This is a genomic window from Shimia sp. MIT1388, from assembly GCF_047124445.1.
Taxonomy (GTDB): domain Bacteria; phylum Pseudomonadota; class Alphaproteobacteria; order Rhodobacterales; family Rhodobacteraceae; genus Shimia.
Genome location: NZ_CP138921.1, coordinates 1,772,748 through 1,788,183, shown reverse-complemented (window position 1 = coordinate 1,788,183; position 15,436 = coordinate 1,772,748). Strand labels below are relative to the sequence as shown.

The following is a 15,436-nucleotide window of genomic DNA, read 5'->3' as shown; positions in this document are numbered from 1 at the left end:
CGCCTCATGCCCGGTTGCGGCGCGTGATTTCGCGGCCTGGTACCAGTTTTTCCAGCTCTTCCTGCTGTTTCTCGATGCTGTTGCGGTCTTTGGTTGGGTAGGCGGATAGCGGCGGTGTGCCGCCGTAAAGCGCCTGAAGCGTGATGTCGCGGCCAATTGGCGTGGCGGCTTTGGAGCCGCTGCCGTGTTCCACCACCACGGCCACCGCGATCTTCGGGTTTTCAAACGGGGCGTAGTTCACAAACAGGCCGTGGTCACGGCGGTTCCATGGCAGGTCTTCGTTGCGGGTCACACCGCGGGCACGCTCGGCGGCGGTGATGTTGCGGACCTGAGAGGTGCCGGTTTTGCCCGCCATGCGGTACTCATCTTCGATGATGCGTTTGCTGTAGGCGGTGCCTCGTCGGTGGTTGGAGACCGCATACATGCCGCGTTGCACCTCGGCGAGGTGGGTGGGGCTGATGTCCAGAAGGGGCGCTTCAGCGACCGGCTGTTCGACGCCGTTGATGGATTTCACCAGACGGGGCGGTACAGCTTTGCCGGTGGCAAGGCGCGCGGTCATCACGGCAAGTTGCAATGGCGAGGCGAGGACAAAGCCCTGACCAATCGAGGCATTGGCGGTGTCGCCCACCACCCAGTCTTCGCCGCGTACGGAGTTTTTCCAATCTCTTGATGGGTTTAGGCCGCGCGCGACGCCGGAGAGCGGCAGATCAAACTTTTCACCAATCCCAAATCTCGCGGCGACTTCGGACATTTTGTCGATGCCGACCTGCAGTGCGATGTCGTAGAAATAGACGTCGCAGCTTTCGCGCAGGGCCTGCACGAGGTTCATTTGCCCATGTCCACCGCGCTTCCAGCAGTGGAAGCGGCGGTTAGAGATTTCCATGTGGCCGGGGCAATAGACGGTGTCGTCAAAGCCGATGATGCCTTCTTCCAGAGCCGCCAAGGCGGTGATCATTTTGAAGGTGGAGCCGGGCGGATAGGTGCCTTGCACAGATTTGGCCGCTAAGGGGCGATGGTCGTTGCCGGTGAGCTCGCCGTAGTCTGCAACCGAGATGCCCTCGACAAAGAGATTGGGGTCGAAGGTGGGGGCGGAGGCGACCGCCAGCAGGTCGCCGGTTTCGCAGTCCATTACCACGGCGGCGGCGCTTTCCTCGCCCAAGCGGGCCTGGGCATAAGATTGCAAGCTTTGGTCAATGGTGAGCTGAATGTCGTCGCCTTGCTCGCCTTCGCGGCGGTCAAGTTCGCGCATGATGCGGCCGACGGCGTTGACTTCGACCCGTTTGGTGCCCGCCACGCCGCGCAGATCGTCTTCCATGCGGCCTTCCAGCCCGACTTTGCCAATCTGGAAGCGCGGGATGCGCAGCAGTTGGTCAGGGTTGTCGATCTTGGAGAGATCGTAGTCGGAGACGGGCCCGACATAGCCCAACACGTGAGCCAAGTCGCCGCGCAGCGGGTAGTAGCGCGATAGGCCGACTTCAGGCGTGATGCCCGGCAAGGACGGGGTGTTGACAGCAACGCGGGAGAGTTCGTCCCAGCTCACGCGGTCCGCAATGGTGACCGGCAGGAAGGGCGGCGAGCGGCGCATCTCGGTGACGGCGCGGTCCAGCTCGTTGGGGTCAAGTTCCACCAAGGTTGCCAGCTTATCGATCACGGCGTCCACGTCGCCGGCGTCCTCGGGCACCAGAGTGACGCGGTAGGACGGCTCGTTACGGGCCAGCACGATGCCGTTGCGATCAAAAATCTCACCACGGGCCGGCGGTATCAGGCGGATGTTGATGCGGTTTTCTTCGGCCAGTAGGCGGTATTGATCCGCTTGGTCCAATTGCAAATGGCGCATGCGGAAACCGAGACCGGTCATGAAGGCGAGCATGGTGCCGCCAAGCAGGAGCGCGCGGCGGGAGAGGCGGCCGTGGACTTCGGTGACTTCTGTGGGGGTCTTGGCGCGCATCAGTTGGCCCCCAAGGCGTCATGGGCCGTGGCGCGGCGCACGCCAAACAGCAGGTGAGACAGGAAAACCACGCCGGGATAGATGGCGATGTTCATGATGGTTTGCATCAGCATCAGGCCGAGCGACGGCAAGGGCAGCAGGAAAATGGTACCGATCAGGCGGTATCCCACGGTGATGGCCAGCATGATGGCGGCGGCTGTGAGCCATTCGGTGGCAAACGTAGCATCGCGCAGGCGGGGGGCGCGGCTGCGTTGGATTTCGCAGGCAAACACCATGATCGCGGCGGCCAATCCCGGTGGGCGTAGCAGCAGGAAGTCGGCCAGCAGAAAGACGCCGGCAACCAGTAGCGGCGGGGTGTAGTCTGGCTGGCGCACGGCCCAGGCCAATGCGAGAACCACCATGAATTCCGGCCCGGCCCAGCGGCGCGGGGTGGTTTCCAAAGGTAGAAGCTGTGCAAAGACCAAGAGCAGGCACAAAAGCGCAAAGACAAACCGCATCAACCACTTATTGGACAGTGCTGCGTCAGCCATCGGTGGTCTCCGAGAAGGCTTCGGGGCTGTCCGGCGCAATCACGGTGCCGGGACTGTCGAGGCGTTCTTGGCCGTGGTGGCGCAAGACGCGCAGGAATTCGAGGCGTTCATAATCGGCGGCAAGGCGCATGCGTAATCGGCCAGAGGGGTCCACCGCAACCTGGCCAATCAGCAACCCGCCGGGGAAGACGCCGCCGTCACCGGAGGTCACAACCCGATCACCGGGGCGTACGAGGTCCGGGGTTTCAAGGAAATCCACGTGTGGGGCAACGGAGTTATCGCCGACGATCAGGGCGGATTGGCCGGACGGCTGGATACGGGCAGGGATGCGGCTGGAGCTGTCGGTGAGCAGCATCACGCGGGAGCTGGATTGGCCGACGCCGGAGATGCGGCCCACGAGGCCGATGCCGTCCATGGCGGCCCAGCCATCGATGATGCCATCGCGCGCGCCGATGTTGAGCAATACGGATTGGCGGAAGGGGGAGCCGCTGTCGGCCAGTACCACACCGGTGACATAAGTCAGACGCGGATCAAGGCGTACGTTGTTGAGATCCAGCAGGCGCGCGTTTTCCTGTTCCAGCTGCAGGGCGGCCTCTTTCCAGGCTTTCATGTCCTGAAGCTCGCGGCGCAACTCGCGGTTTTGTTCGACGATGCGGGCGTAGCTCTGGAAGTTGCGCATCATGTTGACCGCGCCGGTGACCGGCGCCATGGCCCAGTCAAAATTGGGCACCACCGCGTCGGTGATCTGTGCGCGGAAGCGTTCCACGCGTGGGCTGTCGATACGCCAGATCAGGAAGATGCCAAGCAAAAGCAGGATCAGCACACCCAGAAACAGCCGCCGTAGCGGTGCGGAGAAATCCTCGCTCTGGGTGCGATCTTTGGCCAAGGTGCCTCCGGATCAGAAGGGGTGGGCGCTATGCTACACCGCCGGACGGCTGACGCCAAACCGGCGCTGAGAGGCCGGGTTAGCTGTCGTAGTCAATCGCGTGGCGCAGTTGCTTCTCATACTCCAGCGCTTTGCCGGTGCCCATGGCCACACAGTTCAAGCTTTCGTCAGCGATGGACACGGCCAGACCGGTTTGCTCGCGCAGGGCCAAATCCAGCTCGCCCAGCAGCGCGCCGCCGCCGGTCAGCATCACGCCGCGATCCACGATGTCGGCCGCCAGATCCGGGGGGGTGGCTTCCAGCGCGGTCATCACCGCTTCGCAAATTTGCTGTACGGGTTCGGCCAGCGCTTCGGCGACTTGCGCCTGAGAAATCTCGGTTTCCTTAGGCACACCGTTCAGCAGGTCACGGCCGCGGATCTGCATGGAGGCGCCCCGGCCGTCGTCTGGCATGCGGGCGGTGCCGATGGAGGTTTTGATGCGCTCGGCGGTGGATTCGCCCACCAGCAGGTTTTGCTGACGACGCAAGTAGTTGATGATGGCTTCGTCCATGCGGTCGCCACCGACACGCACAGAGCGCGCGTAGACGATGTCACCCAGGGACAGAACCGCCACCTCGGTGGTGCCGCCGCCGATGTCTACAACCATGTTGCCGGTTGGGTCGGTGATTGGCATGCCGGCGCCAATGGCGGCAGCAATTGGCTCGGCCACGAGGCCCGCGCGGCGCGCGCCGGCGGACAACACCGACTGGCGGATCGCGCGTTTTTCAACGGGAGTTGCGCCGTGCGGGACGCAGACAATGATCTTTGGTTTGGAGAATGTGGAGCGCTTGTGCACCTTGCGGATGAAGTGCTTGATCATCTCTTCGGCGGTGTCGAAGTCGGCGATCACACCGTCGCGCATGGGGCGGATGGCTTCGATGCTGCCCGGCGTCCGACCCAGCATCAGCTTGGCGTCTTCGCCCACGGCGAGCACTTTTTTCACGCCGTCTTTGACGTGATAGGCCACCACAGAAGGTTCGCTGAGAATAACACCTTTACCTTTTACGTAGACCAGCGTGTTTGCAGTCCCGAGGTCGATGGCCATGTCGGATGTAAACAGGCCGCCCAAATTTCCCAGCATATGATTTTGTTCCCCAGAAATTCCCAAAGCCCGCGACTCTCTCAAGTCCGGGCGGCCTTCTTATAGGAACTCAAAGGCCGTTGTGAAAGACCCGCAGTAAATCAAAGGCGACATTCCGCCGCGAGGGGTGGCCACAGGGCAGCCACCCAGGCGAAAATGCCCGCTTAGAAGGCAAATTTCAGCATACCAACCACGCCTTCGTCGTCGCCGTCGCGGCCGTGGTAGCGCATGTCAAAGGAGATGTTATCGGTGAAGGCGTATTCCGCGCCCACATCCCAATAGTAGTCGCTTGCCGCGCCATCATCGACGCCGTAGCGGGCCGAGGTGTGCCAGCGGTCGCCAATGTCATATCCGACCTGTGCGTAGCGGTTGTAGTTTTTGTTGGTCCAGTCATAGGCGGCATAGCCTTTCACATACATGGCGTTGTCAAAGGTGTAGGTCAGGCCCACGGCGGCTTCGCTGCGGTCATAGCCGGTGTCATCATAAGATTTGCGCACCAGTCCGAGGTCATAAGCGAAGTTGTTGCCCAGATTGGAGCGATAGCCGGTGTAAAGGTTGTATTGCCATTTGTCGGCGGTGCCGATGTCGACGTTGGAGCCCCAGGCGCCAAAATAAAACCCACTGTTTTCGACTTCGACCCAGGGTTGGATTGCGAAGCCGTCCGATTTGGACACACCGGAGTCGATGTAGTCTGACGTCATGTCCGCCCCGTAGGACCAGTTCCAGCCTTGGGCGGCGGCGCCGGTGGCAAAGGCAAATGGAGCACAAAGCGCGGCGGCGCAGATGGATGTGCGATAGTTCATGGGTCTTTCCTCGCATGCGTGAGTGGTGTTCTTGTTTTTGTGAGACTTGCCTGTCTCGCGACCCATGTGGCAGGCGCTCACAAGGCTTTGAAGTAGGGCGCAAAAAGCCGCTTGGACTTGGGCAGGAAGTTGCATAATCTGACGGTTTTGGTGGGCCAAAAACTGCCGTCTGGGCTTTGGCGCTCGGGCAGGCTATTGAAAGCGGATGCTGAGTTACCAACACATCTTCCACGCCGGCAATCTGGCCGATGTTCAGAAACACGCGCTTTTGGCTGTGATGCTGGAATATATGGGGCAAAAGCCCAAGCCGAAGAGCTATTTGGAAACCCATGCAGCGCGGGGAGTCTATCAGCTCGATGATGCTGCGGCGGTGAAAACCGGTGAGGCCGAGGCCGGGATTGGCAAGGTGGTCGGTTGGTTTGCAGAGGATCACCCTTACAAGCGGGCCTTGAAAGCGGTGCAAGCGCGGCATGGGGACAAGGCCTATCCCGGCTCTCCGGCGATTGCGCAGGCGTTGCTGAGGGGCGAGGACAGCATGCAGCTTTGTGAGTTGCATCCCCAGGAAGCGACAGCTTTGCGGCAGGCGATGAAAGGCAGCGGCGCGAAGGTGCATCAGAAAGACGGGTTTGAGACCGTCATGGGGATTTGCCCGCCAACTCCGCGCCGTGGCCTGCTGCTGATTGATCCGAGTTACGAGATCAAGAGCGACTACAAAACCCTGCCGGGTTGGATCGCAAACGTGCACCGCAAGTGGAACGTCGGTGTGATTGCGCTGTGGTACCCGATCCTGCGTGACGGCACCCATAAAGCGATGGTGCAGGCATTGGAGGCGAAAAGCTTCCCCAAGGTCTTGCGGCATGAGGTGGAATTCCCCCCTGCAAAAGAGGGCCATCGTATGATAGGGTCAGGAATGTTCATCATAAACGCGCCTTATGGACTGCAAGCGGAGGCGCAGGACCTGACGACGAGGTTTGCCAGCCTCTGACCTCCGTTGACCCTGTGTCCCACGGCCAAATTTCGCATTCTCTAGGGTTGTGTTTCACATTGTGAAATCCACAAATTGTGGAGTAATTTCAATTGACAGTAGAGTGAGGGTTGCGCACATTTTTGGCGTGGCACCTGACGGTTTTTGTTTGCCAAGATTTTAGCCAAGATGTCTTTCAGGTGTGCTTATTTAAGGGAGTTTTGTTATGGGTCTGAACCCAATGAAGGCTGTCGTGCGCCTGTCAGCGGTCACCGCTGTGGTTACGACGGTTGCGACCGCACTGTCGGCGCAAGAAAAGCCCAACATTCTCGTGATCTGGGGTGATGATATTGGCCAGTCCAATATCTCGGCCTACACCATGGGACTGATGGGCTATCAAACGCCAAACATCGACCGCGTGGCCAAAGAGGGCATGATTTTCACCGACTACTATGGTGAGCAATCCTGTACCGCTGGCCGTTCGTCTTTCATCACCGGACAATCGGTGTTCCGCACCGGCCTGTCCAAAGTGGGCATGCCGGGTGCGCCTGAGGGCATGCAGGTGGAAGATCCGACCATTGCGGGTCTGCTGAAAGCGGAAGGCTATGTCACCGGGCAGTTTGGCAAAAACCACCTGGGTGACCGGGATGAGATGCTGCCAACCAACCATGGTTTTGATGAGTTCTTTGGCAACCTCTACCACCTGAATGCAGAAGAAGAGCCGGAGAATGAGGATTATCCTCAGGATCCGGAGTTCCGCGAGCGGTTTGGCCCGCGTGGTGTGATCAAGTCGTCGGCTGATGGCACAATTGAAGACACCGGCCCGCTGACCAAAAAGCGTATGGAGACTGTGGATGAAGAGACCGTTGCGGCGGCAATTGACTTCATCAAGCGTTCCAATGAGCAGGGTCAGCCATTCTTCGTTTGGTGGAGCGGTACGCGGATGCACTTCCGCACGCACGTCAAAGATGAGATGCGTCTGAAGGCGGATGAGATCGCTGGCAAACATATGGATGAGTACCAGGCAGGCATGATCGAACATGACATGCATGTTGGTCAGCTTCTGGATGTGCTGGACGAGCTTGGTATCGCCGACAACACCATTGTGCACTATTCCACCGACAATGGCCCGCATATGAACAGCTGGCCGGATGCGGCGATGACCCCGTTCCGTGGTGAGAAGAACACCAACTGGGAAGGTGGCTGGCGGGTGCCATCCATGGTGCGTTGGCCGGGCAACATTGAAGCCGGGTCGATCTCCAATGAGATCATGCACCACATGGATTGGCTGCCAACCTATTTGGCGGTTGCCGGAAAACCGGACATCAAGGAAGAGCTGAAAGCTGGCGGTGTTCAGGCGATTGGCCGTGAGTACAAGGTGCATTTGGATGGCTACAACTTCCTGCCGTACCTGACAGGTGAAACGGAAGAGACCCCGCGTCGGGAGATCTTCTACTTCTCTGATGATGGCGATCTGACCGCACTGCGGTACAACGACTGGAAAGTGATCTTCCTGGAGCACCGCTATCCGCAGACTCTGCGGGCCTGGGCGGAGCCATGGACAGAGCTGCGTATCCCGCTGTTGTTCAACCTGCGTCGTGACCCTTATGAGCGCGCCAACATCACTTCCAACACCTATTGGGATTGGTATCTGGACCGCGTTTATCTGCTGTTGCCAGCGGCGGGTTACGTAAGCGAGTTCCTCGCTACATTTGAGGAATTCCCACCACGTCAGAAGCCAGGCAGCTTCACCATTGGCGATGCCAAGGACAAGATCTTCAGCCAGATCGGCTCCAAGTAAGATCCTGACAGAGAAAACCCCTTCCGGCCGGTTTTGGCCGGGAGGGATATTTTTGATCTGGGGCGTGGCCCCGATGCAATTTGGATGGTCCTATGACTTTGTTGACTTCGTTTAAAACAACTTGTTTGTCTTTAGCTCTGGTGGGCGTTGCCGGTGTTGGTTTGGCCGATCCGTTGCCGTCCTGGCAGGGGGCATCCAAAGACCGGATCATTGCGTTTGTCGAAGCGGTGTCTGAGGTGGGCGGCGACGACTATGTGACGCCGGCGGACCGGATTGCGGTGTTTGACAATGACGGCACGCTTTGGGCCGAGCAGCCGATGTATTTCCAACTGTTTTTTGCGCTTGATCGCGTGGCCAAGATTGGCGCGGAAGACCCATCAAAGCTGACCAGCGATGTGCTGAAGGCTGCGGCCGCTGGCGACATGGACGGCGTTTTGGCCGGTGGCAAAGAGGGGCTGATCGAGATTTTGGCGCTGTCTCATGCCAACCAGAGCCTGGATGACTTTTCTGCTGATGTGGCGGCTTGGGTGTCAGAGGCAAAGCACCCGACCACGGGATTGGGCTATGATGAGATGACCTATCAGCCGATGGTCGAGCTGCTGCGGTATCTGCGGGACGAGGAGTTCAAGACCTATATTGTGTCCGGGGGCGGCATTGATTTCATGCGGGTCTTTGCCGAGGACGTTTATGGCATCCCGCCAGAGCAGACGATTGGCTCGTCGTTAACGTCTACCTATGAAGTGGTCGACGGGGTGCCGACGATTATTAAGAAGGACACGTTGTTCTTCAACGACGACAAGGCGGGAAAGCCTGTGGCGATCAATCACCACATTGGCAAACGGCCGATCATGGCGGTGGGCAACTCGGACGGCGATTTTGAGATGCTGGAATATACCACTGCGGGCGATGGCGCGCGGCTGGGGGTTTATATCCACCACACCGACAGTGAGCGGGAATGGGCCTATGACCGGGAAGGGCACATTGGGGTGCTCAATCGTGGATTGGATGAGGCCGAGGATCGCGGCTGGGTGCTGGTGGACATGAAAAACGAGTGGACGCGGATTTTCACCGGCGAGGCAGAGTGATGGCCGCACTGGACGAAATCAATGTGCTGCGCGACCGCATGGGCGAGAGCATTATTGGCCAGCGTGATGTGATTGACCGCTTGCTGATCGGGCTCTTGGCCAATGGCAACCTGCTGCTGGAGGGCCTGCCGGGCTTGGCAAAGACTCGCGCGGTGAAGGCTTTGGCGAAGAACCTGGAGTGTGATTACTCGCGCATTCAGTTCACGCCGGATTTGCTGCCTGCGGATGTGACCGGCACTGAGATGTATGTGCAAGGCGCAGCGGATGGGGACCAGTTTCGGTTTCAGCCGGGGCCGATTTTTGCCAACGTTGTGCTCGCCGATGAGATCAACCGGGCGCCTGCGAAGGTGCAGGCAGCGCTGTTGGAAGCGATGGAAGAGCGGCAGGTGACTGTGGCGGGGACCACGCACCAGATGGAGCCGCTGTTCATGGTGATGGCGACGCAGAACCCGGTGGAGCAGGAGGGGACCTATCCGCTGCCAGAGGCGCAGATGGACCGGTTCCTGATGCATGTGAACATCCTCTATCCACCGCTTGAGGACGAGATCGAGGTTATCCGGCTGGTGCGCGGCGAAGAACAGGCGCAATTGCAGGGGCAGGCAGCGGTGACGGCGGCAAAAGCGCCGCGTGAACCGATTTCGCAAGACGTGGTGTTCCAAGCGCGGCGCGAGATCGCGGGTTTGCATTGTGCCGAAGCGATGGAGGTCTACATGGCCACGATTGTGCAAGCCACGCGCACCCCTGCGGCATTCGGTGAAAACCTGGCCAAGTGGATTGAGCTGGGCGGCAGCCCGCGGGCGTCACTGGCGCTGGATCGGTGCGCGCGGGCGCATGCCTGGATGAAGGGGCGTGACTATGTCGACCCCGAGGACATTCAGGCGATTGCGCCAGACGTGCTTCGCCATCGTTTGGCGCTGAGCTATGAGGCGCAGGGCAGCGGGGTGTCTGCGGATGATGTGGTGGCCGAGCTGTTGACCTTGGTGGCGGTGCCGTAAGCGGAGGACGCCATGCGAAACCGTGCAGCATTGTCGCGTGCCGGGGTGGCCCCGGATCGGTCTCTGTCTGAGGCGGCGGAGGACCCGCGTATTCATGTGAGTTTGCAGGGGCTGCGGTCGTTGGAGGCTGCGGCGCGCGCGATTTCCTTTTTGCCAAGACAGCCCGCACGATCGGCGCTGCAGGGGCGGTATCGCTCGCGCATTCGCGGGCGCGGTTTGGATTTTGAAGAACTGCGGGATTACCTGCCGGGCGATGATGTGCGCGCGATTGACTGGAAGGTCACAGCGCGGGCGGGATCGCCCTATGTGCGGGTTTACACGGAGGAGCGGGATCGTCCGACCTTGATTGTGGTCGATCAGCGTATGTCGATGTTTTACGGCACGGTACACAATACCAAAGCGGTGACAGCGGCGGAATGTGCGGCGATTGTCGCGCATCGGGTGGCCAAACAGGGTGACCGTGTGGGCGGTGTGGTGTTTGGGGATGCCGACATTGATGAGCTGCGTCCCGGACGGGGACGGGCGGCGGTGACGCGGTTTTTGACCTGTTTGGAGACGGCTAATCATCGGCTCACGGCGGATGCGCCAAAGGTGACCCCGATGCCGTTTAACGATTTGCTGGCAGCGGTGGCACGGCTCGCGACGCGGGATCATCTGGTGATCGTGATCAGTGATTTTGACGCCTGTGATGACGAGACTGAGCGACGGTTAGGGGCAATTGCGCAGCACAACGATGTGGTGCTTGGACTGGTTGGGGATCCCAGTGCGGACACGGTGCCAGAAACTGGCGAGGTAACAGCCTCGGATGGGCAGAAACAGACCTTGTTGGACTTTCAGGCGGAAGACGTCCGTGCGGGCTTGGCGCAGGTGACCGGATCGCGGCGGGGGCAGGTGGCAGAGTGGCAAAAGCGGATGCGCCTGTCGGTGTTGCCTTTGACCACGGCTGAAGACACGCTGGCGCAGGTGGTGCGCTTGCTTGGGGGGCGGGTGCGATGAGCGAGGAAGTCACCGCAGCCGTGGACAATGATAGCCTTGTCGGGCTGATCAATCAGCTTGCCGAAGTGCCGGACCCGGCACCGGTGTCGATGATGCCGCAGACGGCCGGCTGGCTGGTGGTGGCAGGGATTGTCTTTGCTGTCGCGGCGTGGCGCGGCTGGCGGATGTGGCAGCACTATCGGGCCAATGCCTATCGGCGTGCTGCGTTGAAGGCTTTGGAGCGGGTCGCAGACGATCCGGCGGCTGTTTCGGGTATTTTGAAACGTGCGGCGATGGTGGCCTATGGGCGGCGGCGTGTGGCCGGGTTGAGTGGGCAGGCCTGGGTTACGTTTTTGAGCGAGACCGGCGCGGGGCAGTTTCAGGAAACGGCCTTGGTGAGTGCCGCCTATCAGAGCGGCCCAGCGGCAGCTGATCCGCAGTTGCTGGTCGCGGCGCGCCAGTGGGTCACATCCCATAAGGTGCCGGAGGTGGCGGATGTTTGAGCTGAGCCATCCTTGGGTGCTGTTGCTGCTGCCTTTGCCGCTGATCTGGCGGCGGGTGGTGCCGCCGTTTCGCCAACGGCAAGATGCGCTGCGGGTACCGTTCTTTGATCAGATCGCGGAGGCCGCCGGGCTGACCGTGCAGGACGGTGCCGCGATTGTTGCGCACAAGCGGCGCGCGCTGATTGGCGGCGGGATCATGTGGGTGCTGCTGGTGTTGGCCTTGGCAGGACCTGTGCGGCTGGGACCGCCGCAGGAGATCACCAAGGCGACACGGGATGTGATCCTGGCGATTGATATTTCCGGCAGCATGGACACGCGGGATTTCCCCGGTGAGGACGGCAAGCCCGTGCAGCGACTGGCGGCGGTGCAAGAGGTGGTCGAGGCGTTTTTGGCGGATCGCTCTGGCGACCGGGTGGCGTTGATCGTGTTTGGCACGCGGGCCTATGTGCAGGCGCCATTGACCGAGGATTTGGACACGGTGCGGGCGTTGTTGGCGCAGACCGAGGTGGGCATGGCGGGGCCGCACACGGCGCTGGGTGACTCGATTGGTTTGGCGATCAACACCTTTGAGGCCAGCGAGATTGAGGAGCGGCTGTTGATCCTATTGTCCGATGGCAACGACACGGCGAGCCGGATGAGCCCGGTGAATGCGGCCGAGATTGCGCGGGACAAAGGCGTACGCATGTTTGCGATCGGTGTCGGGGACCCGGAGGCCAGCGGCGAGGATCGGCTGGATATGGATTTGCTGAGCAACTTGGCGCAACGCACTGGGGGGGATGCCTATTTTGCCGCTGATGCGGAGGCGTTGGACGCGATCTATGAAGAGATAGACGCGCTCAACCCTCAAGACGTCGAGACCTTGAGTTGGCGACCGCAGCAGGACTTGGCGCATTGGCCTTTGATGGCGGCGCTGGCGATTGGGTTGGTCCTGTTGATGTCGCTTTGGTTGCGCGATCACGGGAGGGCGCGGGCATGACTGCGGACCTGTCGCTTTTCCTTGAGGCGTTTCATTTCCTGCGGCCTTGGTTGCTTGTGTTGGCCTTACCTGTGCTTGTGACCTGGTGGCGGTTGCGTCAGAGGCGTGGCGCAACTGGGGGCAATGATGGCTGGCTTGCACCGCATTTGGCCGAAGCTTTGACTGTGCCCGGGAATGCGGCTGGGCGGGTGCAGCCGTTTGATGTGATCTCATTGGTGCTTTTGCTGTTGGTGGTGGCGGTGGCCGGGCCAAGTTGGACCCGAGCGCCGACACCTTTTGCGGCCCAGACTGCACCGCTTGTGGTGGTGATGCAGGTCACGCCGTCAATGGAACAAACCGATGTGGCGCCGCAGCGGCTGGCACGGGCGCGGCAGAAGACGATGGATTTGCTAGCCTTGCGCAGTGGCGCGCGCACGGCATTGGTGGCTTTTGCGGGTTCTGCGCATGTGGTGGTGCCGATGAGTGAAGACCCCGGGGTGATGCAGCCTTATCTGGAGGGGCTGACCACGGCGGTGATGCCGATTGAGGGGCAGGACATCCAGGCCGGGTTTGCCACGGCGCAGGCGCTGTTGGCGCGGGAAGGCGCGCCGGGGGGCGTTGTGTTTATGGTTGATGAGTTGTCGACCAGCGCGGCGGCGGAACTGGCGGAGGCTTGGGGCATGGCTGGTTCTGATCTGGAGGGGGCTGCGGCTTCTGAGACCGTCGCGTCGATGAGTTTCCTCTTCTTGCTGCCTGAGGGCACAGACCTGCCACAAGTACCGGACGGGACATCGGCAACACGGGTGACGCCGGACAACCGCGATGTGGCGGAGGTGGAGCGCTCGCTGGCCTCGGCCTATCGGCGGGCGCAATTGGAAGACGAGGCGCAGCCGTGGGAGGATCGCGGCGCGTGGTTGGCGTGGCCGGCGTTGGCTTTAATGCTGCTGTGGTTCCGGCGCGGGATGGCGGTGCGTTGGGCGGGGCAGGCCGCGCTGGTGCTTTGGCTTTTGCAGCCGGGGCAGGCGCAGGCCGAGGGCTGGCGCGATTGGTTTTTGACGCCGGATCAGCAGGGCTGGCGGGCGTTTGAGCGCAAGGACTATGCCGAGGCCGCGGCGGCATTCGAAGACCCGTATTTGCGCGGCGTGGCGCTCTATCGCAGTGGGGAATATGAGACGGCGGCGCAGGAGATGGCGCGGCTGGACACGGCGGAGGCGGCGTTTTTGCAAGGCATGGCGCATCTGAAATCGCGCGGTTATCGCGATGGGGTGCGGGCTTTTGAACGAGCGCTGGAGATTGATCCGGAACACCAAGGCGCGCGGCAGAACTTGCCGATTTCTAAGGCCATAGTGGACTATGTGGAGACCACGCGGGAGCAATCGGACACAGGCGAAGATACCGGGATTGGCGCAGACGATGTGGTGTTTGACAATGAAAGCGGGCGCGGGGAAGACACGCAGATTGAGGTGCCGCAGGAGGATGCGCCGGCGCATTTGTCGACCGAGCAGTGGATGCGCACGGTGGATACGCGCACCGAAGATTTTCTTAAGCAACGGTTCCGGTTGGAAGCGGCACGGGGGGAGCAGCCATGAGGTGGTGTGTTGTCTTTGTTCTGTGGTTGGCAAGTGTTGCTGCGGTTTGGGCACAGGATGTGCAGCCCAAGCTGGAAGTGACCTTTGAGGAAAGCGAAACCGTGCCGGGGCAGCCGCTGACGCTGCGGCTGACGGTTTTGGTGCCCACATTTATGCCGGACCCGCCGGTCTGGCCGGATTTTGAAACGCCGAACCTGATGGTGCGGCTGCCGTCCAAGGCGAGCTCGCCGACCAGCAAGAGCATTGGCGGGGAGACCTGGTCCGGGATTTCGCGGCGCTATCAGATCACACCGGTGGTGCCGGGCACGTTTGAGATTCCGGCGGGAGAGGTGAAGGTACGGTATCGCGCGCTTGAAGGTAACGACGTGCTCGAGGCAACCTTGCCGGTCCCCGCGCAAACAGTGACAGGTGTCGTGCCGGAAGGCGCGGAAGGATTGGACCCGTTTGTAGCAGCTGAAAAGCTGACTTTGACGCAAACTGTTGAGGGGGAGACCACGGGGCTGGACGCCGGTGCAAGCTTTACGCGCGCGCTTGAAGTGAAGATCGAAGGTGTGTCGCCGATGTTTTTGCCACCTGTCACGCCGGAGGAGGGGCTTGCGGGGCTGCGCGCCTATCCAGAAAGCCCGGTGGTCGAGGAGACGGAAAACCGCGGTGTGGTGAGTGGTTCGCGCGTGGAGAAGACGGTCTATGTGGTGGAAGGCGGCGTGGAAGGCGCGTTGCCTGAAGTGCGTTTGCAGTGGTTCAATCTGAAGACTGGCAAAGTGGAAGAAGCCACGGCGGAGGCGATTGACGTGCAGGCGGATGCACCGGTTTTGGCGCCCAGTGCGGAACCAATGGATGTTGACAAGATCGTGCGGTGGGGCGCGGCTTTGGTGGCTTTGTTACTTGTTGCATGGGCTATTGTGCGTTGGGGTATGCCGGTTCTGCACGGGTCTTGGAAGAGAGCGCAGGCGCGGCGGTTGCAGAGTGCGGGTTATGCCTACGGCTTGTTGAAACAAGCGATGCAGAAACGGGATTTGAGTGCGGCCAAACAGGCCTATTTGCGTTGGGCGCCGAAGGTGCCGCGTGCCGGACAAGAGACCGAGAAAGCGATTGAAGAAGCCTTCTTGCAGATTGGCGCGGCGCGGTTTGGCACTGGCCGCGCGACCGAGGAAGCGCAGGCTTGGGCGCACCTCAAAACACTCTGCCATAGAAAACACCGCGAAACCCGCTATCGTCGCGACACGAAGACTCCGGATTTGCCACCACTCAATCCGGTCTCCACGCATCAAAACTGAAAGAC

General features: G+C 60.9%; 14 protein-coding genes and 2 pseudogenes. 10 read left to right on the top strand and 6 right to left on the bottom strand.

Annotation, left to right across the window (positions count from 1 at the left end; translation table 11 throughout):
* Positions 1 to 4: 4 nt before the first annotated feature.
* From mrdA to SIB92_RS08745, 5 genes are all read right to left on the bottom strand, one after another.
* On the bottom strand, positions 5 to 1,948 hold the full coding sequence (gene mrdA / locus SIB92_RS08765) for a penicillin-binding protein 2 (RefSeq protein ID WP_412555428.1): 1,944 nt from the start codon (positions 1,946 to 1,948) through the stop codon (positions 5 to 7).
* Entirely contained in the window at positions 1,948 to 2,478 is a 531-nt protein-coding gene (locus SIB92_RS08760) for a rod shape-determining protein MreD (protein ID WP_412555427.1), read from the bottom strand. The genes mrdA and SIB92_RS08760 overlap by 1 nt, the downstream gene beginning before the upstream one ends.
* Positions 2,471 to 3,364 carry a rod shape-determining protein MreC gene (gene mreC / locus SIB92_RS08755; RefSeq protein WP_412555426.1) on the bottom strand — a complete coding sequence of 298 codons (894 nt, stop codon included), beginning with the start codon at positions 3,362 to 3,364 and terminating at the stop codon, positions 2,471 to 2,473. The genes SIB92_RS08760 and mreC overlap by 8 nt, the downstream gene beginning before the upstream one ends.
* Positions 3,365 to 3,443: 79 nt before the next feature.
* Entirely contained in the window at positions 3,444 to 4,484 is a 1,041-nt protein-coding gene (locus SIB92_RS08750) for a rod shape-determining protein (RefSeq protein ID WP_295174869.1), read from the bottom strand.
* A gap of 164 nt (positions 4,485 to 4,648) precedes the next feature.
* Positions 4,649 to 5,287: a TorF family putative porin gene (locus SIB92_RS08745; RefSeq protein WP_412555425.1), complete on the bottom strand. Its 639-nt coding sequence runs from the start codon at positions 5,285 to 5,287 to the stop codon at positions 4,649 to 4,651.
* 205 nt (positions 5,288 to 5,492) lie between these two features.
* Here SIB92_RS08745 and SIB92_RS08740 point away from each other — a divergent pair, with 205 nt between their 5' ends.
* The 4 genes and pseudogenes from SIB92_RS08740 to SIB92_RS08725 form a co-directional block, all read left to right on the top strand.
* The gene (locus SIB92_RS08740; RefSeq protein WP_412555424.1) at positions 5,493 to 6,272 is read left to right on the top strand and encodes a 23S rRNA (adenine(2030)-N(6))-methyltransferase RlmJ; all 780 of its coding nucleotides are present in this window, start codon (positions 5,493 to 5,495) and stop codon (positions 6,270 to 6,272) included.
* 205 nt (positions 6,273 to 6,477) lie between these two features.
* Positions 6,478 to 8,052, top strand: a complete 1,575-nt coding sequence (locus SIB92_RS08735; protein ID WP_412555423.1) for an arylsulfatase — start codon at positions 6,478 to 6,480, stop codon at positions 8,050 to 8,052.
* Between the two features lie 92 nt (positions 8,053 to 8,144).
* Positions 8,145 to 9,137 carry an HAD family hydrolase gene (locus SIB92_RS08730; RefSeq protein WP_412555422.1) on the top strand — a complete coding sequence of 331 codons (993 nt, stop codon included), beginning with the start codon at positions 8,145 to 8,147 and terminating at the stop codon, positions 9,135 to 9,137.
* Positions 9,137 to 9,658 (top strand): annotated as a pseudogene (locus tag SIB92_RS08725) (AAA family ATPase); the annotation flags it as partial. The gene SIB92_RS08730 and the pseudogene SIB92_RS08725, both read left to right, overlap by 1 nt.
* A gap of 81 nt (positions 9,659 to 9,739) precedes the next feature.
* Here the strand turns inward: SIB92_RS08725 and SIB92_RS08720 are convergent.
* Positions 9,740 to 9,823: pseudogene (locus SIB92_RS08720) on the bottom strand (hypothetical protein); the annotation flags it as partial.
* A 12-nt stretch (positions 9,824 to 9,835) separates the two neighbouring features.
* Between SIB92_RS08720 and SIB92_RS08715 the strand changes: the two are divergent.
* The 6 genes from SIB92_RS08715 to SIB92_RS08690 are packed head-to-tail and all read left to right on the top strand — an operon-like array spanning position 9,836 to position 15,431.
* A complete protein-coding gene (locus SIB92_RS08715) occupies positions 9,836 to 10,132 on the top strand; it encodes an AAA family ATPase (protein ID WP_412555820.1) in 297 nt (98 codons plus the stop codon).
* 12 nt (positions 10,133 to 10,144) lie between these two features.
* Positions 10,145 to 11,128, top strand: coding sequence for a DUF58 domain-containing protein (locus tag SIB92_RS08710; RefSeq protein WP_412555421.1), 984 nt, complete (start codon positions 10,145 to 10,147; stop codon positions 11,126 to 11,128).
* Positions 11,125 to 11,610 carry a DUF4381 domain-containing protein gene (locus tag SIB92_RS08705; RefSeq protein ID WP_412555420.1) on the top strand — a complete coding sequence of 162 codons (486 nt, stop codon included), beginning with the start codon at positions 11,125 to 11,127 and terminating at the stop codon, positions 11,608 to 11,610. Before SIB92_RS08710 ends, SIB92_RS08705 begins: the two co-directional genes overlap by 4 nt.
* On the top strand, positions 11,603 to 12,586 hold the full coding sequence (locus SIB92_RS08700) for a VWA domain-containing protein (protein ID WP_412555419.1): 984 nt from the start codon (positions 11,603 to 11,605) through the stop codon (positions 12,584 to 12,586). Before SIB92_RS08705 ends, SIB92_RS08700 begins: the two co-directional genes overlap by 8 nt.
* A complete protein-coding gene (locus SIB92_RS08695; protein ID WP_412555418.1) occupies positions 12,583 to 14,154 on the top strand; it encodes a VWA domain-containing protein in 1,572 nt (523 codons plus the stop codon). Before SIB92_RS08700 ends, SIB92_RS08695 begins: the two co-directional genes overlap by 4 nt.
* Positions 14,151 to 15,431 (top strand): BatD family protein, encoded by a 1,281-nt coding sequence (locus SIB92_RS08690; protein WP_412555417.1) that lies wholly within the window; start codon positions 14,151 to 14,153, stop codon positions 15,429 to 15,431. The genes SIB92_RS08695 and SIB92_RS08690 overlap by 4 nt, the downstream gene beginning before the upstream one ends.
* The last annotated feature ends 5 nt before the right edge of the window (positions 15,432 to 15,436 follow it).